The organism is Paenibacillus tuaregi, assembly GCF_900086655.1.
Classification (GTDB): domain Bacteria; phylum Bacillota; class Bacilli; order Paenibacillales; family Paenibacillaceae; genus Fontibacillus; species Fontibacillus tuaregi.
This window is the reverse complement of the sequence record NZ_LT575476.1, coordinates 4,090,081-4,109,855: the sequence shown is the minus strand read 5'-3', so window position 1 is coordinate 4,109,855 and position 19,775 is coordinate 4,090,081. Positions and strand designations below refer to the sequence as shown.

Here is a 19,775-nt window from a genome sequence, read left to right as displayed (position 1 = left end):
ATCTGCACCCTTGGGGATCAAGGATTTTCTGTACGCTTTGTTAATACTGCCCCTAATCTCTTCCCCCAGTAGTTGTTTATTGTGCTTTAAAAATATATATTATATATATAAATATAATAAATGAATTGGTGATGTGATTATTATGAGCACTAACGATCGAATACCGTTATACCAGCAAATCCAGGACTATATCCGCAAAATAATTAACTCGGAGAATCTGAAGCCGGGTGATCGAATACCGACAGAGAAGGAGCTAATGGATCAATTTAATGTTAGCAAAATTACGGTTGTAAATGCCCTAACAGGCTTGGCTAACGAGAAGCTGATCGATCGTGTCCCTGGTAAAGGAAGTTTTGTTGCAGAAGAGACAGACTCATCTTCCACAGCATTGTCTGAATCTTCAATTCCTAAGAGAAGAGGGCATAGTACAGGGATGATCGGTGTTATCATGCCTTCGATCCACGATTACTTTGCTATCCGGCTGATTGAGGGGATTGAACAAACACTGAATCAAGAAGGTTACCGCAGCATGATCATGTTGACGGATGGCAAGATTGAGAAAGAGAAGGATGCAATCAAGGAGCTAAAAGCTATTGGAGCAGAGGGATTACTTATCTTCCCTGTGGATGAGGAGAATTATAACGAAGAAATTCTTGGCATGAAGCTGTCGGGATTCCCTTTTTTGCTAATTGACCGATATTTGCCGGGAGTGGAGACCCATTTCATTGCAGCCGATGGAAACCTGGGCACGAAGCTGGCCGTTGAACATCTGTGGGAGTTAGGACACCGTGATATAGCCATCTGTTCGGATTCCCCCCTGCAAACTGTCACGGTTCAGGAGAGAATTGATGGTTATATTGAAGCCTTGAAAGATAAAGGGGCGCTTATAAATCCGGCTCATATGATCACGGACTTCAAGCCACTGTCTGTTCTGAAGGATGCGGAAGCCCATCCGTTGTACCGATATATCCGTAACAAAATGGCCACGGCTTATATATCACTTAATGGCAGGCTGGGTGTTCAGATTTATCAAATGGCCAAACAGGCAGGACTTCGTATTCCCGAAGACGTATCCATCGTAAGCTTTGATGACCCAACTTCTGTCGTGGAAGAGTTCAGTATATTCACGCATGTTAAGCAGTTTGAGAAGGATATGGGAAATCAGGCGGCCAGCCAGCTGCTCGAAGTCATTCGCGGGGGTCCTGCTGTTACAGGGTTTAGCAAGATTCTAATTCAGCCTGAGCTTGTCATTAGACAAACCTCAGGAACCTGTCCCTTATCTTAAAATTTGGAGCTTTGATTAAAGTCTTTTCCGTATACGATTCGGAAAGGACTTTTTTTATTTTATAAAATATATTGAATATATTGTTAATGTATATTATATTTTAGGAGTAGTTAAACCTTACATTGAAAAACAAATCATCCAAGGGAAGGGAGGTTACAACTATGCTTCGAGATCGCAAAGAAGAACGAATCGGGTTCCAGGAATCAGCACCCTATCATCCCGATTATGATCTTCAAACTGATTTTGTGATGGTCTACGGAATTGATGAAACCATGCCCAAGCGTATTAAGGAATGGAAGGATAAAGGATACATTGTGCATTTAATGACCGGGGTAGCGTGGGGGACCTATAACGGCTACTTGGACGGTGAAGTAGATGGAGAAACGCATTGGGATGAAGCACAAACAGACCGTTATGGGGAAATGATCCTTCATGGCAAGGAGCCTGTTATCCCTTACATGGTGCCTACAGTCTCGTTCGGCAGATTTCTCTCAGATCGAATACGTTCAGCTGTCGACTCCGGTGTGGAAGCGATCCATCTGGAGGAGCCTGAATTCTGGGTAAACGGTGGTTACTCCGAAGCCTTTAAAAGAGAATGGCAGCTGTATTATAAAGAACCCTGGAATCCGCCTCATGCTTCGCCTGATGCACAGTTTCGCTCCGCCAAATTGAAAGCGTTTTTATACACACGTGTGTTAGACAGGTTATGTACTGAAATGAAAGACTATGCTCTCAAGCGCTATAATCGCGTGCTTCGATTTTACGTTCCAACACACAGCCTGATTAATTATACACAGTGGCGGATTGTTAGTCCGCAGTCTCGCTTGATTGAGCTTCCATCTATAGATGGATATATTGCGCAAATCTGGACAGGGACTTCACGGACCCCGAACGTTTATGAGGGGGTACGCAAGGAACGAACTTTTGAAACCGCATACTTGGAATATGGGGTTATGCAGGAGCTGGTAAGAGGAACAGATAGACGAATGTGGTTTCTTCATGATCCTATCGAAGACAATCCGAATCATACATGGGCCGATTATAAGATGAACTACCTAAAAACGGTTGCGGCTTCACTTCTTCATCCCGGAGTTTCCCATTACGAGGTCGCCCCATGGCCGCAAAGAATCTTTAAAGGGACTTATCCCTCTGATGAGGGGACAGGTAAAGAGCGGATTCCTCCCGACTATGCAACAACATTGCTGCACGTGATGCACACACTTGGAAACATGGATCAAGCCCACATCGAAACAGACGATGAATCTCTCCAGATTGGTGTACTTATTGCCGACTCGGCGATGTTTCAGCGCATGAAGACAGAGCAAGAAGCACCCGATGCCGGAAAGTATGACGGAACAGATCCAGAAGGATTCCAGGAAGATGGCGATACAGAACTGCTGGATTTCTCTCCATTTTACGGACTGGCACTGCCATTGCTTAAACATGGGATACCTGTGAGACCTGTCCAACTTGATAATGTGAGGCGTTATCCGCATTATCTGGCTCCATACCGTGTTCTTCTTTTGAGTTATGAGTTTATGAAGCCGGAGTACTCTGATATCCATTATGCACTAGCCCAGTGGGTACAGGATGGCGGAGCTTTGATCTATGTCGGTGATGACAGCGACCCGTATCACAGCATTCGGGCATGGTGGAATGATAACCACTGTTATGGAAGCCAAAGCAAGGTTTATCACTCTCCCAGGGAGCACTTATTTGAGCAGCTTGGTCTTGAAGCAATGCAGGAAGGAATTCATTACTCGGGCAAAGGACTGGTTAATTGGCTCGCTGTACATCCGGCGGTATGTTCTTTAACGAAGACAGGTGCAGACCAGCTCCGGCAGTTGGTTAGAGAAACGTTGGAGAAAATGGATGGTTCAGCGTTCCGCTTTGAATCAAAAAATTATTTCAAAATCAAGCGTGGGCCTTATATCATTGCCTCCGTTCTAGAAGAATCGGTATCGGAAGCGCCCTTAGTTATCGCTGGTCCAGTTGTTGACTTGTTCGATCCAGCCCTGCGCGTTCGGCAAGAAGTAAGTTTAGCCCCAGGGGAGCAAGCCCTGTTATACGATGTTACGGCCGGACGACCGCATCAAGGAGAAGTTAAGCTAATCTCTGCCTCTTCTAGAATTGAAGACTTGACTATAACCAATACAGGTTTTCAATTTGCGGCCAGGGGTCCAGCAAGCATACAGGCAACAGCCAGACTTCACTGCCCAGTCGAACCCATATCAGTCATCTGCGTGAGCCAAGACAAGACAGCATCTGCCGTATGGGAATGGGATCCGAAATCGCAAACCGTACTACTGCAGTATGAGCATGGCAGCGGGAACAAGATAGAGGTTCGGGCAAGCTGGAATAGTGAGACTGTAGAAGCTTGATGACCGAGAGGAGAGAAAACAATCATGCCCTATGAGCCGATAAGAGCCGGACATTTGAATCAAATGCTGTCTAAACTCCGCGAAGCCATTTATGAGCCGGTGGCCCAGTTGAAAGTTACGGCATGGGTTACCCCGGAGCCTGTTCCATTTGAAGAAAGAACGTCAGGGAGAAAAATTACACTTTCGCCTGGTGAGCAATGGGGGGAGTTATGGGATTGTGCCTGGTTTTGTTTTACGGGCCACCTTCCACAACTTAGTCCTGATACAAAGGTTGTTCTTCTGCTGGATGTGAATGGCGAGCTCTGTATCGTGGATAACGAAGGGACACCTGTGCAGGGCTTAACTACCATTAATTCTGAATTTGATTTTACACTGGGTCTCCCCGGAAAAAGAGTAGTTGAAGTAGATCACTCATCGATAAGTAGTGGCGAATTTGAATTATGGGCTGATGCCGGTAATAATGACTTATTTGGCAAGTACCGCGGCGGTACTTTGAAAGAAGCAGTACTTGCGATTGGTCATGAAGATATCCGAAGTCTGTATTACGACACAGAGGTGCTTCTGGAAACGGCAGAGCATCTTCCTACCGGCACAGCGCGTAGAGAAAAGATTCTTCAATCGCTATATGACGTTTCATTAATATTGACGGAATTCACTCCAGACCTTATTCGCCGTGCGAAGGGGGTATTAGAGGAACAATTATCCCTTCGTGGTGGAGATCCTGTGCTCAGCATAAGTGCCGTTGGTCATGCACATATTGATTTGGCTTGGTTATGGCCGATCCGTGAAACGATCCGAAAGGGCGCAAGAACATTTTCGACTGTGCTTCGCATGATGGAACGGTATCCAGATTATGTGTTCGGAGCAAGTCAACCTCAGCTATATGATTGGATGAGGTCTTACTATCCCAAGCTGTATGACCAGATCAAGAAACGGGTGCGCGAAGGAAGATGGGAACCGCAAGGGGCCATGTGGGTGGAGTCGGATACCAATGTGCCAGGTGGTGAATCCCTTGTACGGCAGATCCTGTATGGCAAACGTTATTTTCAACAGGAATTCGGGATGGAGATGAAGTCTCTGTGGATGCCGGATGTATTTGGTTACTCCGCAAGCTTACCGCAATTATTGAAAAAATCCGGTGTGGATTACATGATGACCCAGAAGCTCTCCTGGAGTGAGTACAACCGCCATCCCCACCACTCCTTTCTGTGGGAGGGAATCGATGGTTCCTCGGTATTAACGCATATGCCACCTGAGGATACCTACAACAGTCCGGCGGCTCCGCGTTCTATTATCAAGGCAGAGCGGGAGTACTTGGATAAGAATGTATCCAACCATGCACTGATGTTATTCGGCATTGGGGACGGGGGCGGTGGCCCGGGTGAAGAGCATTTGGAGCGGCTGGCTCGTGAGAAAAATCTGCTTGGCTTGTCCCCTGTTATACAGGAGCCTTCCTGGAAATTCTTCGAGCGGCTGAATGAAGAACGTGACAAATTTCAGATCTGGCGCGGCGAGCTTTATCTGGAGAAGCATCAAGGCACCCTTACCAGTCAGGCACGAAGCAAGCGTTACAACCGCAAGATGGAGAAAGCCCTGCGTGAACTGGAGTTCGCCTCTGTGCTTGCTGCCCAGCTTGGCAAGCCGTATCCGTCCGGGATACTGGAGAAGATCTGGAAGGAAGTCCTTCTGTACCAGTTCCACGACATACTTCCGGGCTCTTCAATTAAAAGGGTGTACGATGAGTCGTTAATACGGTATGAACAATTGCTCCGGCAGACAGAAGCTATGATCACTGAAACTTACCGCTGTTTAGCAGACCATATCTCATCGAGTGAGGTGGATTCCACTAGCGTTGTGGTATTCAATTCACTGCCTTGGGAGCGCCAGGAGTGGCTGCATATCCATGGGCGATGGCGTAAGGTGCAGGTTCCATCTATGGGGTACACCGTAGTATCCGATTATGGCGACCAGGGCGCCCAGAAGGAAGTAGCGTCCAGCATTGAATTGGGCATGGAGACGCTTGATTCGGGTGTTCAGGTTATAGCTGATGAACGCAGCATTGAGAACGACAAACTTATTGTGAGATTTGATCGAAACGGTGCCATCCTCTCGATCCTGGATAAGACAGAAGCTCGTGAAGTCATTCCGCAAGGCCGGCTTGGTAACGATCTTCGTGTGTATCATGACAACGGGGACGCTTGGGATTTCCGCCATGACTATTCGGCGAATCCCGGCATGCGGTTAACTCTTCTTAACATCCGGGAGCTTCGGAATGGGCCAAGAACCGGTCTAATCTTCGATTACAACTACGGGGAATCCACATTAACCCAGACGGTCGTTCTAACGGAGGGCAGCCGGCGTATCGATTTCGAGACCACCGCAGATTGGAGAGAGAACGGTAAAATGTTACGTACTTCGTTCCCTGTTCATATCCGTACCGATCAGGTTCACTGTGAAATCCAATTTGGCAGCTTGAGCAGACCAACCCACCGCAATACGATGTGGGACTTTGCGAAAGATGAGATATGCGCTCACCAGTGGATTGATTTATCGGAACCGGATTACGGGGTCGCACTGCTCAATGATTGCAAATATGGTCACCGGGCTCTCCATAACGTGCTTGACCTTCATTTGCTTCGCAGCAGTTCGTATCCGGATCCTGAGGCGGATCGTGCAGAGCATAGGTTTACTTACTCGTTATATCCGCATCAAGGAAATCATGTGCAGGCTGAAATCTATCGAAGAGGAAATGAACTGAATATTCCGCTTCGTATGATTTCTTTGTCATCATTGGCTGATATGCCTGAAGAAAAGCTGCCTCATACAAAGGCTTTCCTGCAGCTGGACCATCCGCACATCATGGTGGAGTCGGTCAAAAAAGCTGAGGACAATAACGACATCATCGTGCGTCTGTATGAGACGTCTGGAACACAGGTCAAGACCAATCTTCACATCGGATTAGCTGTAACCGAAGCCTGGACGACTGATCTGATGGAACATATCATCTCACCAGTACCAATAGACAAACCATCTCAACTAGCCCTCTCCTTCACGCCATTTGAAATCATAACGTTACGATTAAAAGCACTACAGCAGGTATAAAAGCGGCTTATTGTCCCCCATAAGAAAGGAGAGTTGGGAATGTGATGAGGCCAAACCATCGATTAATGAAACGAATCTGGAAACATAAGCTCTTCTACTTGTTCATGCTTCCCGGCATTGTTTGGTTTTTTTTGTTCTCCTACGTGCCCCTGTATGGGATTCAAGTTGCCTTCAGAGATTACACCTTCGTTGGCGGTTTCAGCGGAAGCCCGTGGGCTGGCTTCAAGTACTTTGAACAATTTTTTAACTATTATCAATCCGGGGATATCATCCGCAACACTCTCATCATCAGCCTTATGAAACTGCTTATCGGCTTTCCCATGCCTATCATTCTTGCTCTTCTGTTGAACGAGGTTCGGAAGCTGAGATTCAAGAAAACAGTTCAGACCTTGTCCTATTTACCGTATTTCGTATCCTGGATCGTGGTTGTCACCTTGATGCAGAGACTGCTTACTCCTTATGGCGGTCCGGTCAATGATTTATTGGGGTTATTTGGAGCAGAGCCAATCCAGTTCCTTAACAATCCCACTTGGTTCTATCAGATGATTTTGGGATCTGACATCTGGAAGAATATCGGCTGGAATTCCATTATCTTTATGGCTGCTATTGCGGGAATCGATCAGCAGCAGTATGAAGCTGCCAAGATGGATGGAGCAGGACGTTTTCAGCAGATGTGGCACATCACACTTCCAAGTATCCGAAATGTGGCCATTATATTATTTATTCTTGCCGTGGGTAATTTGATGAGCGCGGGTTATGAGCAGCTGCTTCTCTTGAATGGACCGGCTACCGCCAGCATGGGCAGCGTACTGGACGTGCATGCCATCAATTCCGGTATCCGGGAAGGGCGCCTCAGTTACGCTGCAGCTGTTGGATTATTTCAGAGTATCATTGGTCTTATCTTGGTTCTGACGGTCAATCGGATTGCACGCAAAGTCAGTGATGTATCTCTGTTCTAAGGAGGTGACGTTTTGAAGCGGAAATGGTCCTTGTTCTCCGTGGTCAATTATACCTTTCTTGCTTTGGTTGGCTTCTCTATGATCTACCCGTTTATTTACATTTTGGCTTATTCATTAAATGACGGTAAGGATTCAATGCAGGGCGCGATCTATTTTCTTCCCCGAAAGTTCACCCTTGAGAACTATGCTCAGGTATTTGATAACGCCCGCATCTGGAAGGCTTACCAAATTACACTCATTCGCACGGTCTTGGGAACGTTTCTTCACGTGGTCCTCTGTACGCTTATGGCCTATGCGCTTTCCAAAAAGACGCTGCCCGGCCGATCGTTTTTCACTTTTTACATTTTCCTGCCTACAATTTTCAGTGCCGGTTTCATTCCGTTGTTTATTACGCTTCAGAAATTGCATTTGATCAATAGCTTCTGGGTATACATTCTGCCGATGCTGTTCAACTTCATGCATATTGTCATTATCCGGACCTTTCTACAAGGCATTCCAGAGGAACTGGAGGAGTCGGCTTACATTGACGGGTATGGCGATTTTCAAATCTTTCTCCGGATCATCCTGCCTCTTTCGGGACCCGTGCTGGCCACCATCTCGCTCTTTATTGGAGTGGCGCATTGGAATGACTGGTTCTCGGGCGCCTATTACGTATCCAATAAAGAATTGATCCCGGTGCAGACCCTGCTGCAGGAAATGTTGACGGAAGCGGAGGCATTATCCAATTCGATGCAGCGCGCCGCACAACAGGGCGGGCAAACGATTGGCGGTGCAGCCGGTGCAGGAGCAACGCCTGAATCCCTCCGTATGGCCTTGCTGGTGATCACGGTCTTCCCGATCCTATGTATTTATCCGTTCTTGCAACGATATTTCGTAAAGGGGGTTATGATCGGTTCGGTTAAAGGTTAGGTCATCCTGACCCGGAATTTGTTGAGCTTCACCAAGCTTCATCAAGATCATTAATATTCAGATTCCAGGAGGCGATTGGTTTGAACAGGATTTGGTCGAAAGGCGTATCCATATTACTCGTGTCCATCATGGTTGGGGGAATGCTGGTCAGCTGCTCGAATTCATCAGGGAATGGAGAGAACGGACAAGGTGCCGAAGGAGATTCACAGAAACTCAAAATATTACACAATTGGAACGGATCAAGCGGATCTGATAATGGAATGACCCCTGTGGAAAAAGTGATCAAGGAGAAGACCGGGGTAACTCTCCAGTGGGAGTATACGAAGGGCAGTGAGACGGAGAAAGTCAACCAAATTTTTGCAACGCAGGATTTACCGGACATTTACACTGGACCCGCATGGGGAGGCGAGCTGGACGGCATCGTCAAGGCTGCTAAAGAAGGCCAGTTGGTGGATATATCTGATAAATTGAAGGATTATCCAAACCTCTCCAAATCTATTGCAAAAGAAAATGTACCCCCTGCATTATATGAAAAAGCGATTGATGCCTACGGGGGAAAAAAATATTTGCTTCTTCAGAATCAGCCTGCCACGAACAAAGACGGCATAGACTGGCTCTACGGTTTCTATGTCCGCAAAGACATCGCTGAGAAGGTCGGTGTGGACCCTCAGTCTGTCGTGACGAAGGAGGATTTCTATAACTTTCTCAAAAAGATTAAGGAGGCCAATTTACAGGAGAACGGCCAGCCAGTCTTTCCGCTGGGTGGGTTCAGTAATGGCTGGGCCGTTGGCATCGGCAACACGATGTTCTACTCGGGGGCCAGCTATGTAGATAAAGGTGATGGAACTGTTGAGCGTGACTTCTTCACCAAGGGTTATGAAGAATACACGCTGTTCTATCGCAAGCTGGTTCAAGAAGGACTGCTCGATCCGGAAGTCTTTACCCAGACGGATCCTATCGCCAAGGAGAAAATCAATCAAGGACGCATCGCCGTCCTGGCGGCACACTATCCGGCCATTTTGGATGCTTCCAAGGATTATGCAAGCTCGCATTCGGGAAGCGACTATGTTCCTCTTGGCCCATTGGAGCGGGCGGACGTTGAGCCGAACCGGCCGGTTGATCTCGGGATTCAAGGCAACAACGTGACAGCAATTACGAAGAACTGCCAAGGTGCCTGCGTTGATGCTGCTCTGAAGTTTCTTGATTTCATGGCTTCGGACGAAGGATTCATGCTGGCGCGGTACGGAGTTCAGGGTGTTCACTGGGAGATGAAGGACGGGAAGCCGGTAGCCAAGAAGGAATGGTTCGATAAATTCAGCACGGATACCAACATGAAGCTGCGCAAGAACGAAGGCATTAGCATCGGCCTTGAATCGCTTACTGGGCTTGATCGCATCAACTCCGCAGCTGGCGGAGACATCTGGGCTGAACAGAAACGGCTTGATGCCATGGAGAAGGCTCGCAAAATCCTCCGTCCCAACGGCATTCAAGTCATTACGGCCTATAATCCGGGAGACGTCATTACAAAAGCGCCGGAATGGGAAATGCTGAAGCCTTCAATGGATCGTATGGGGGATGCGTGGAAGGAAGCTGTTTTTGCGAAATCAGATGAAGCTGCGATGAGCATTATCAATGACCTTCGGGAGCAGCTCCGAAAGACGGGATATGAGAAAGCGATGCAGTTCACGAATGAGAATTTGAAAGGTAAGGATGTCGTAACCGTTCAGATGCCGAACTAATGACTTTATAATCATTGGAGCCTGATAAAAAGAAGGCTTCGCAGCACCTTGGGAACAAGGAAGCGAAGCCTTGCGTTTGTTTGGCTTGAGCACATGGCCAACCCCTCTTAGAAAAATGTATTTGTGGTAATCGTAATTCTTGCACTTATCACTTTAAGGAGTTGTTGTACAAATGACAACAAATTTCAGACCTCCGTCCGTGCCTCTTGTAACCGTAGATCCTTATTTTAGCGTTTGGTCCGCTGCCGATCAATTGTATGATGATCACACCCGGCATTGGACGAACAAGATTCATGGCATGACTGGCCTTGTGATCATTGATGGCAAGCCCAGGCGATTTATGGGGAAGGTTGCATTGCAGGATCAAGCTGAATTTCCGGAGCCGGAGGCACTCGTTCAAACCGGTCTGACAGTTGAGCCTGTAACGACCAGATATACTTTTCAAGGGGAAGGAATTGAACTGAAGGTTCAGTTTACCACACCTTTATTGCTGGATGATCTCGATTTGTTATCCAGGCCTGTAACCTATGTGACTTTTCAAGTACGTTCTTTGGATGGGGAGTCACATCAAGTTAAGATCTACCTTGATGTGACGGGCGAGTGGTGTGTACATACACTGGATCAGCAAGTGGTCTGGGAACACCACGTGATTGGTGGACAACTGGATGTGATGTCCATGGGGACAGTCGAACAGCCAATATTACAACGAGCTGGAGATGATACAAGAATCGATTGGGGGTATATGGTTCTGGCAGTTCCCCGAACGTCCAGCATCCAGACGGTGATTCATTCTGCAGCTAGTCGTAGGTCGTACGTTGAGAAGGGACAATTACCGTCAGAAGATGATCAGAACCATCCGAGAGCGGTTTCCGATAATATGCCGGTCATGGCGGCAGAGCTGGATATGGGTTTAGTTCAGGAAGTGCCGGTAACCCACTACCTGATGCTTGCGTATGACGACATTCATGCGATCGAATATTTTCATCAAGCGCTGGATGCGTATTGGAGACGAAACGGATTGACGTTTCATGAGATGCTCATAATGGCAACGGATCAATATGAAGAGATTCTGCAAAGATGTGAGCGGTTTAATCGGGAGCTGTTGGCCGAAAGTCAAACCGCAGGCGGTGAGAAGTACCGGGACATCCTGGCGCTTACGTACAGACAGGCGATTGCCGCCCATAAATTGGTTGCCGATGAAGCGGGAAATGTTTTATTTTTCTCCAAAGAGAACTTCAGTAATGGATGTATTGCTACGGTCGATGTCAGTTATCCGTCGATTCCATTATTCCTGAGATATAACCCTGAACTGATCAAGGGCATGATGCGTCCGATTTATAAGTATGCGATGAGCCGTGAGTGGACATTTGACTTTGCACCTCATGACGTGGGAACTTACCCCAAAGCCAATGGTCAGGTGTATGGGGAGAACAAGCTGGAGTATCAGATGCCGATTGAGGAATGCGGCAATATGCTCTTGATGGCTGCTGCAATATGCAAGTATGAGGGGGACACGGATTTTGCCCGGGAACACTGGGAGCCTCTTACAAGATGGGCGGAGTACTTACTGCAAAATGGACTTGATCCTGAAAATCAGTTGTGCACCGATGACTTCGCCGGACATTTGGCGCACAATGCTAATTTGTCCATTAAGGCTATATTAGGCATTGCCGCTTATTCGTATATGTGTGACAAGCTCGGTATGCAGGCTGGGGCCTCTTATCTTGCGGCTGCTCAGAACATGGTTAATGAGTGGGTGTCCATGGCAGATGCCGGGGATCACTATAAGCTGACTTTTGATAGTCCGAACGATTCGTGGAGTATGAAATACAACCTGGTGTGGGATCGTCTCCTGGACTTGCACCTGTTCCCAAAGGACATCGCAGCCAAAGAGCTTGAATACTACAGGCTTAAACAAAATCGTTATGGCCTCCCACTGGATAGCCGGGATACGTATACCAAATCGGATTGGCTGGTATGGTGTGCCTCCATGAGTTCAACACCAGCTCAGTTTGAGTCACTGCTTGCGCCCCTATGGGACTTCATGAATGAGACCACGGCCCGTGTTCCGGTAACGGATTGGTATGACACCATCACGGCAAAGCAGATGAATTTCCAGAATCGTTCTGTTGTCGGGGGCTTCTTTATTCAATTACTTATGCAAGAAGCCTAAAGACAATTTTATAGGATAACAGGCGATGAATGTCTAACGCTATCAAAGAAGTTTGAAAGGGGTTGATACAGCTAGCTACAAGCAGCAATTCGAGAAGCAGGAGCTTGGAGGAGTGAATAAGAAAAACAGAACGCGGTTTGATCCGTTACATCCCATTATTATTAAAAGGAGAGATGTAAATTATGATCCGCAAGTTAGCTGTTTTGTGTATTGCTCTAGTCTGCACAACCGTGTTATCGGTCAGCGTATTTGCTGCTGATGATGCTTCTACGCAAGCGAATTCTTTGAAATGGCCTAAGAATCAAGCGCTTCCAAACTTCGGCAAGGCTAAGCATCTGGATGTTGCCAATGTATATGAGGCACCTGGGGATATCAAATTGCTTTTGACAACTCTTGAAGGAATAATAAACAGGCAGCAACCACGAATTTATGTGCAACAGAATAAAGTTGATCCATGGCTGGAGGATTTAAAAGTTCCTTATAAGCAGCATGACAACGCTATGGAAGTTTTCAAGAAATATGCCAAAGAAATTAAAGGCATCATTGTATATGATCCTGACATGCCGGATTCAATTAATGTGGCAACTACACTTGCTGGACTGAAGGATGCCGTTGTCGCCAGTCCTGAACTTGCACAGCAATTAACGGCTTCACCGTACAATCTTCCGGTACTTGAAGACTTGCAGGGTAAATTTAAGAGCCGCATGGATGCATACAATTGGCAATATGACAATCTCTGGAGCCAAACGACTCAAAGAATGCTGGTCGGATTGAGTCCGAACACATCCATCCCGATCCCGCCGGGAAATTTTGATTCATTCCAGACGATTGCTGCCGAGAAGGAACAGATTCGTGACGCAAGTAACCGGAAAACATTTGAATATGATTTATCTTCCTATTTAGGGCAAGAGGCGGTCTACCTCCGCTTCCAGGATGCCTTTCCTCAGGATGGCTGGGGGCCAGCCGTTCATCAAGTGACGGTGAAGGCAGATGGACAGGTCATCTCAGATTTTAAAACGGGTACCTCCGAGGAAGATCCTTTTCTCTATGACCAACATAACTCCAAATTTTTACCTGGCAGCGATCACCGCTTCGCTGATAACGGTAATTACTTTGTATATGAATTTAAACCTTCAGCCAATACAAAGCAATTAACAGTTTCAATTGAAATGTGGAACCAATACAAAGTATCAGCAAGCAATATCAAACCACTCTCATCCGAGGAGAAGGAGCCTTTTGGTTTTCTGCGTGATTATGCCGTAGCTAACAAAGCAATGGTCTTCTGGCTGTCAACCAGCATACCTGAGGAAAAGGCGCTTTTCGAGAAGATTCTATCTGATGTAAAGCCGGGGACCCCTTATATGGGATGGTTTGACAATGATTTCGAAGGAGAGGTCGCTGGTCTCGATCTCACGTCCCGTCATAGTGTGTATGTGCTGCCATCTGACTGGTTCCATAACATGACCGTATTTTCGGGAACAAAAGTAAAACAAGAACCAGAGCCAGAGCCTAAACGGGTGAATCCGAAGCTTGAGAATAAAATTTACGTGACATATACCTTTGGCGAAGGGGACAATTTGCAATACGACCAGAACCATATGCGCAACTTATGGAATGATCCTGCCCGGGGCAAAGTGCCGATGAACTGGACCTCAAGTCCGCTGTTATATGATGCAGCACCAGCCATTCTCAATTATTACCGTTCAACTGCGACGAAAAATGACCTTCTTATCGCAGGACCATCAGGAGCGGGCTACTTCTATCCGCAGGTCTGGCCGAAGGAGACATTTACGGATTACTTGAAGCAATCCTATTCCTATCTTAAGAAAACCGGCATGTCCTACCCCTATGTACTGAATCGTGAATTTGGAAAAGACGTTCCGCTTAACGACTCGACGGCAGCTGCATATGAGAAAAATTATAAACTTCCAGGTCTTTTCTTGGCAGGGGAAGATAAAGACAATATTAAAATTATAAATGGGAGTCTGCCGGTATCTATCATGCGAGGCATCTCCACTGTTCAGGACGGGAAAAATGTATTGACTGCTGCACAGAAAGACTGGGATGGCAAATCTCCTAAGTTTATTTCAATAGGAATCAACGCGTGGAGCATGTCACCATCAGATGTTCTGGCTATCACTGAATCTCTTGGGCCAGATTACCAGATCGTTAAGGCTGATGAATATTTCTCACTTGTTCGAAAAGCCTATGGACTTGAGAAATAGGTATTGTTATTAAAGAGAGCGCGCAAGGAGCGAAGCGGACGAGAATGACGTTAAAGTCCTACCCGCTAGGATAGGACTTGTTGGGTATGCCTCGTCAGCAAGTTTATGATGGATTTAACATCGTATATAGCCCCACCAAATTTATTGTGAAAGCCGATGGGACTGACCCCCATCTGTGAGACAAGGATCAAAACACCTTGCAAGTTTAAGCAGCCAGTTGCCGGAAATTTACCGGGGACTGGTTGTTTTGTTTTGTTTGAATGCGAATTGAGTTATAGTAAGTAATGTAGTCTCGAACGGCCTGCTCGACGATTGCCGTCGTCGTACAGGTTAAACCTTCGAGATAAAACGTTTCAGACTTTAGCGTGGAATGGAACGATTCGATGGGGGCATTATCAGAGGGCGTACCCTTGCGGGACATGCTCATGGTAATGCCTTTTCTCTTTATCGCTGCCTGGTAAGCCTAAAGACGTATATACGCTGCCCTGGTCGCTGTGAAGCAGCATGTTTGTTGTTTTGGAAGTTGATTCAGTGTATCCAAAACCAGGGATGTATCTTGTTTGTCTGCTATACTGTAAGCCACAATTTCTCCGTTGTATAGATCCAGAATACTGGAGAAGTACAACATTTTATCACCAAACGGTAAATAGGTGATGTCCGTGACGAGCTTTTGCAGGGGAGCCTCTGCATAAAACTGCCGCTTCAGCAGGTTTTCTGCTGGATGTGTAGGTTGTTCCGTGGTCTGGCTCCATTAAGAAAAGAACCTCCACTCCAAACGGAACAGAGCGATCTTATTTCTATGAACAAGAGACAAAATAATATGTAACGGAACCCAGCGTCGCTATTTGAGCAATTTGAGGTGAGGAACAAATAATTTGCATCAATAATGTCACTGAGTTCCGTTAGAATTTATTCTCGAGCATTTTGGTCCATATAACGCCTCCCGGTTCCGTTACCCGCATCCAAGTTTCGCAAACTCTCGCCAACATTCAACTGATAAGTCCGATATCTTATATTTCCACCCACAACAACTAAATGATTGGCATTTACCAGATTACGTAAAACACTTCGAGCATGTCGATCTGTAACCCGAAGATGCGTAGCAAGTTCATTCGGCGTAAATGGCTTAAGTAGTCGCCGCGCATATCGAACCGCTTCTGCTTCCATGCAATTCAACCGGGAATCAACCTCAAACGACAGAAACTTTCCAATGAACGATAAGATCAGTTGCTTGCAAAATTCCGGTTCCTCCCGGATCGACAAGTACGCAATCGGCAAAAAGATCCAATCATCGAGAGACAATAAACTTTGTCTGCGGCACAGATCCTTAAACCTGCGTGTGTCCAAGTCTCGGGCATGCGACCGGTAATCATGAATTTCAATATCACCTTTCATATTTCCCGGTAAAAAAGCCAAGTCGAGATACCTGTACCCGTTATTGAAATCACGGACCTCCCATTCGGGATATAAATGATCAAAGTTACCGACGACTGGATACCAAATGGAACGCAACATTTCTACCGTCCCGTGGCTCAATCCTTTTTGTAACAACTCGCGTCTTCGATGATTCTTTTCTTGCTCGATCTGCTTCTGCAACCACGACTCATACTTTATTTTAAATATGTACTGTCCCTCCTTATAATCTGAAAATAGAAAAGCCGCTTCGATACATCTAAGTATCAAAGCGGCATGTACTTCATGTCGGTTGGTTCGAGTATAGCATTGAAGTATGTTCTGATTCAAGGTGAATGGAATAAGGCGTTACGTCTAAGACCGATTAATAACTGTGCCAAAATTCTCTGCTGACCAAATACGCGATAGAGCGCATCGCTGAGCAGAGATGAGGTAAGGGAGTGATCCCCCCAGACTCCACCAAATATGAAATAATTCGCAACCTGATGAAGGTTGCGTTTTTTATTCGGTGGAGTTCCATGAGGAGGCGAACCCCAGGGTTCGTTCCGCACAGGGAGCCTAAGGCGGTGAGCGCGGCATCGAAATCTATCGCTAACGCACAAGATCGATCCGGGACGGTCGGTCATGTACGCGGGGCAAAAGACTATTCAATCAAGCTTTTCGTGGCCTCATACAAATTTTCTGTGTACTTGTCAATTTCATCCCGCGACATGCGCAAGCGGCTTACAAAAGTACCATATCCAATTTCCTTTTTACCCTCTTTTAATCCTTTGAAAATTCCATCCGCGAAAGCATCTAATGGTTCTCCCTGGATGTTCAACCCCGCTCCACCTAAATCTGTATTCACTGCCGGAGGAGCAACTTCAATTACCTCCACAGCTGTATTAGAAAGTTGGTGTCTTAGACTCATTGTTGGAGAATGTCACACTGCACATGCTGATTGAGATTCTGACTCCCTTTTTGATATTTATGGCAGCTGAAGAGTTGGGGGTCAACGGCATCCTGGCCGTTGTCGCCGCAGGAATCGCCCATTCTTTCAATTACAAGAAGATGAATCCCGAGGTAGCCAAAGCTGAGAGTTGTATCTAAGAGCACCTGGTCGGTCATTATTTTTGTATTAAACGGACTGGTTTTCCTGCTGCTTGGCACGCAGCTTCCTGATTATTATTTAGACGATTTGGATCAGCATAGAAATAGGGAATTTTGAAGTAATTATGTACACACTGTTATTGACTGTGGCTGTACTCGGGCTGCGCCTCATCTGGGTGCTTCTGATGGATATTTTCCTTGGACCCAAATCACGCGACCCTTGGCAGCTCAGGTTCAAGAATGCGCTTATCCTCAGTCTGTCGGGAGTCCGGGGAACGATCACGCTGGCGAGTACGTTGTCCTTGCCGTTGTTTCTTGATGATGGCACAGCATTTCCGGCTAGAGATCTGATTATCTTCCTTGCGGCTGGGGTTATATTGTGGACCTTGCTGGCCTCGAACTATTTGCTGCCGCTACTAATAGGAAAGGAAACGCGAACAGAGCAGGAAGAGGAGGAGACTCAGGCCAAAATAGAGATTCTGACGAACGTTATTACGGGATTAAACGAGCTGACCACAGACCAGAACCGGCTGGCAGCCGCCCAGATCATCAGTACATATACTTCCAGAATTCGAACACTCAGGAAGGATGAGAACAACGATAAGGCACAGCGGTCCCTGGGCTTGTCTGTATTGAAATGGGAGAGAGAACACGCTGCTTGCGCTTAAAAGGAAGGATGTGCATCCATACACAGCGTACCGTTACCTTGGGAGGATAAACCAGCTGTTGTATATGCAGACAAGAGATGTCCGTTATAAAAAAGAGCTCTTCCCCATTAAGCAATGGGTTTAAATGTTCGGGGTGCTGAATCCCGTCCGGTTAAGCTTCCGGGAAAGACGGGCCGAAATAACTAAGCTCAGAACTCAAAATACGGCTTATATCATTAAGCAGCTTAATGCTCGTCTTGTAGAAGGCGGGCCGGATATGGAGACCGTCAGCTCGCTGATTCTGCAATATGAACGTACACTGCTGCGCCTGACGAGAAATGATTCGGACACCTACAGCCGACAAGAGTTCGACAGCTCGTTGGAGGAGATGGCCCGGATCGGAATTCAGCTGGAGAGAGACAACATTCAAGCCATGTTCGAGACAGGGCGGATTTCAAGACAGGGCATGAAGGAAATGAAACGCGATATTCTCTTCATGGAGCATAATCTGAGAGAAAGAGGTGAGTTGAGCGCATTCCGATGTAGTGACCCCATTAATGGATTCAGGATATGAAATCTTGTTATACACTTGGACAGATCGCCTGTCCTGTTTGATACAAAAGGCAGTAGACTCCAGCGTACCCTGGATTCCACTGCCTTTTTGAATTGCTTTAATTTTGGACTGGTTTGATTGTATCCCGTATGACCAAGCTCGTAGGCAGCATGACTTTCTTGTTGCCGTAGGACGAGCCTTCGGTAATTTCGAACAGCAGTTTGGCGCTTTCGTAGCCGAGGACGTCGAAATATTGCTTCACCGTGCTCAAGGCGACCTTGGCGAATTTGGAGCTCTCGAAATCGTCAAAGCCCATGAGGGAGACTTGTTCGGGGATACGAATGTCAAGTGCAGTGAGCTGTTCGATGACCTCAAGGGCCCGCTTGTCATTCGCACAGAACAGGGCGGTTAGCTCTCCGGCATGGATGAGGCGCGCAAGCGCAGTGTAGTCCAATTCCTTGTCCAGGAATTGGAGCGACTCGGGTACCGGAAGGGACGCATTCAACATGGCGTTGCAATAGCCGTTATATCTGTCAACCTCCGGGCTCAGATGGTAGTCGTAAGCCGCGAATCCGATCCGGTGATGGCCTTGCTTAATCAAGTATTCTACTGCTTCATAAGCTCCGTCGTGGTTGTTGCAGGTGACGACGTTGACCGGATAGCCGGAAGGGGAACGATCGAGCATCACGAACGGAATCGCCTTTTTGCGAATTTCCCCGAGATAGCCCTTGGCTGCTTCAGGATTAGAGGAATAGATCAGTATTCCTCGTAGTTCCGTTTGGATTAACTCCAGAACAAGCTCCCGTTCCTGTTCGAAGTCATTTTCCACGAATTCAATGATCAGCTTGCAGCCCTGCTTGCCCAGAAAAGATTGTATGCCCCTCATGATCTGCATATACGAACTATCGTACAGGTCGATGCCGGAGATGACGAAGGCCACCAGATTGGAGGTCTTCTCCGGCGCGGATGCTTGGCTGGCGACAAAGCTTCCCTTACCTCTGACGCGATAGATCACACCCTCGTTCACTAACTCCGATAGCGCCTTACGGACCGTGATGGAGCTGACATCCAGCAGCTTGGAAAATTCCGATTCGCTGGGAATCCGGTCATCCTTCGTAAATTCCTGATTCTCGATCTGGGATAAGACATAGTCTTTCACCATTTGGTACTTTGGCAGAGCCAAGTCCTTCTTGCTCAAGTGGGTTCACCTCGTATCAACATTTCCTCAATTATAGCGCATATTGCTTTAAAAAGTATACTTACCTAGAACGATTCCCCAAAAAAGAACTTGTCGAATAGG

At 46.9% G+C, this 19,775-nt stretch carries 13 protein-coding genes and 2 pseudogenes; 11 read left to right on the top strand and 4 right to left on the bottom strand.

Annotation, left to right across the window (positions count from 1 at the left end):
* Positions 1-142 precede the first annotated feature (142 nt).
* From BN6628_RS18360 to BN6628_RS18325, 8 genes are all read left to right on the top strand, one after another.
* Entirely contained in the window at positions 143-1,285 is a 1,143-nt protein-coding gene (locus tag BN6628_RS18360) for a GntR family transcriptional regulator (protein WP_068619821.1), read from the top strand.
* A gap of 161 nt (positions 1,286-1,446) precedes the next feature.
* A complete protein-coding gene (locus BN6628_RS18355; protein WP_068619820.1) occupies positions 1,447-3,666 on the top strand; it encodes a hypothetical protein in 2,220 nt (739 codons plus the stop codon).
* A gap of 24 nt (positions 3,667-3,690) precedes the next feature.
* Positions 3,691-6,768, top strand: a complete 3,078-nt coding sequence (locus BN6628_RS18350) for an alpha-mannosidase (RefSeq protein WP_068619819.1) — start codon at positions 3,691-3,693, stop codon at positions 6,766-6,768.
* A gap of 44 nt (positions 6,769-6,812) precedes the next feature.
* Complete coding sequence (locus BN6628_RS18345; RefSeq protein ID WP_068619818.1) at positions 6,813-7,727, top strand: ABC transporter permease; 915 nt, start codon at positions 6,813-6,815, stop codon at positions 7,725-7,727.
* A gap of 12 nt (positions 7,728-7,739) precedes the next feature.
* Entirely contained in the window at positions 7,740-8,636 is an 897-nt protein-coding gene (locus BN6628_RS18340) for a carbohydrate ABC transporter permease (RefSeq protein WP_068619817.1), read from the top strand.
* 80 nt (positions 8,637-8,716) lie between these two features.
* Positions 8,717-10,375: an extracellular solute-binding protein gene (locus BN6628_RS18335; RefSeq protein ID WP_068619816.1), complete on the top strand. Its 1,659-nt coding sequence runs from the start codon at positions 8,717-8,719 to the stop codon at positions 10,373-10,375.
* A gap of 172 nt (positions 10,376-10,547) precedes the next feature.
* A complete protein-coding gene (locus tag BN6628_RS18330) occupies positions 10,548-12,548 on the top strand; it encodes a glutaminase family protein (RefSeq protein ID WP_068619815.1) in 2,001 nt (666 codons plus the stop codon).
* A gap of 182 nt (positions 12,549-12,730) precedes the next feature.
* Positions 12,731-14,773: a GxGYxYP domain-containing protein gene (locus BN6628_RS18325; RefSeq protein WP_068619814.1), complete on the top strand. Its 2,043-nt coding sequence runs from the start codon at positions 12,731-12,733 to the stop codon at positions 14,771-14,773.
* Positions 14,774-14,978: 205 nt separating this feature from the next.
* Here BN6628_RS18325 and BN6628_RS25950 read toward each other — a convergent pair.
* The 3 genes and pseudogenes from BN6628_RS25950 to BN6628_RS18315 all read right to left on the bottom strand — a co-directional run.
* Positions 14,979-15,497 (bottom strand): annotated as a pseudogene (locus BN6628_RS25950) (IS3 family transposase); the annotation flags it as partial.
* A gap of 185 nt (positions 15,498-15,682) precedes the next feature.
* Entirely contained in the window at positions 15,683-16,369 is a 687-nt protein-coding gene (locus BN6628_RS18320) for a transcriptional regulator (protein WP_235847667.1), read from the bottom strand.
* 460 nt (positions 16,370-16,829) lie between these two features.
* A pseudogene (locus BN6628_RS18315) lies at positions 16,830-17,108 on the bottom strand (short-chain dehydrogenase); the annotation flags it as partial.
* Between the two features lie 11 nt (positions 17,109-17,119).
* Between BN6628_RS18315 and BN6628_RS26860 the strand changes: the two are divergent.
* The 3 genes from BN6628_RS26860 (at position 17,120) to BN6628_RS18305 (ending at position 18,496) form a co-directional block, all read left to right on the top strand.
* Positions 17,120-17,275, top strand: a complete 156-nt coding sequence (locus BN6628_RS26860) for a cation:proton antiporter domain-containing protein (RefSeq protein ID WP_316245824.1) — start codon at positions 17,120-17,122, stop codon at positions 17,273-17,275.
* Between the two features lie 125 nt (positions 17,276-17,400).
* Positions 17,401-17,943 carry a cation:proton antiporter domain-containing protein gene (locus BN6628_RS18310; protein WP_068619813.1) on the top strand — a complete coding sequence of 181 codons (543 nt, stop codon included), beginning with the start codon at positions 17,401-17,403 and terminating at the stop codon, positions 17,941-17,943.
* A 256-nt stretch (positions 17,944-18,199) separates the two neighbouring features.
* Entirely contained in the window at positions 18,200-18,496 is a 297-nt protein-coding gene (locus BN6628_RS18305; protein WP_162272662.1) for a hypothetical protein, read from the top strand.
* A 97-nt stretch (positions 18,497-18,593) separates the two neighbouring features.
* Here the strand turns inward: BN6628_RS18305 and BN6628_RS18300 are convergent, their stop codons facing one another.
* A complete protein-coding gene (locus BN6628_RS18300; RefSeq protein ID WP_068619811.1) occupies positions 18,594-19,673 on the bottom strand; it encodes a GntR family transcriptional regulator in 1,080 nt (359 codons plus the stop codon).
* Positions 19,674-19,775: the final 102 nt, after the last annotated feature.

Excerpts from the sequence above, each read along its gene's own strand:
- BN6628_RS18360 (WP_068619821.1), top strand. The coding sequence starts at position 143 with ATGAGCACTAACGATCGAATACCGTTATACCAGCAAATCCAGGACTAT.
- BN6628_RS18355 (WP_068619820.1), top strand. The coding sequence starts at position 1,447 with ATGCTTCGAGATCGCAAAGAAGAACGAATCGGGTTCCAGGAATCAGCA.
- BN6628_RS18350 (WP_068619819.1), top strand. The coding sequence starts at position 3,691 with ATGCCCTATGAGCCGATAAGAGCCGGACATTTGAATCAAATGCTGTCT.
- BN6628_RS18345 (WP_068619818.1), top strand. The coding sequence starts at position 6,813 with ATGAGGCCAAACCATCGATTAATGAAACGAATCTGGAAACATAAGCTC.
- BN6628_RS18330 (WP_068619815.1), top strand. The coding sequence starts at position 10,548 with ATGACAACAAATTTCAGACCTCCGTCCGTGCCTCTTGTAACCGTAGAT.
- BN6628_RS18325 (WP_068619814.1), top strand. The coding sequence starts at position 12,731 with ATGATCCGCAAGTTAGCTGTTTTGTGTATTGCTCTAGTCTGCACAACC.
- BN6628_RS26860 (WP_316245824.1), top strand. The coding sequence starts at position 17,120 with ATGCTGATTGAGATTCTGACTCCCTTTTTGATATTTATGGCAGCTGAA.
- BN6628_RS18310 (WP_068619813.1), top strand. The coding sequence starts at position 17,401 with ATGTACACACTGTTATTGACTGTGGCTGTACTCGGGCTGCGCCTCATC.
- BN6628_RS18305 (WP_162272662.1), top strand. The coding sequence starts at position 18,200 with ATGGAGACCGTCAGCTCGCTGATTCTGCAATATGAACGTACACTGCTG.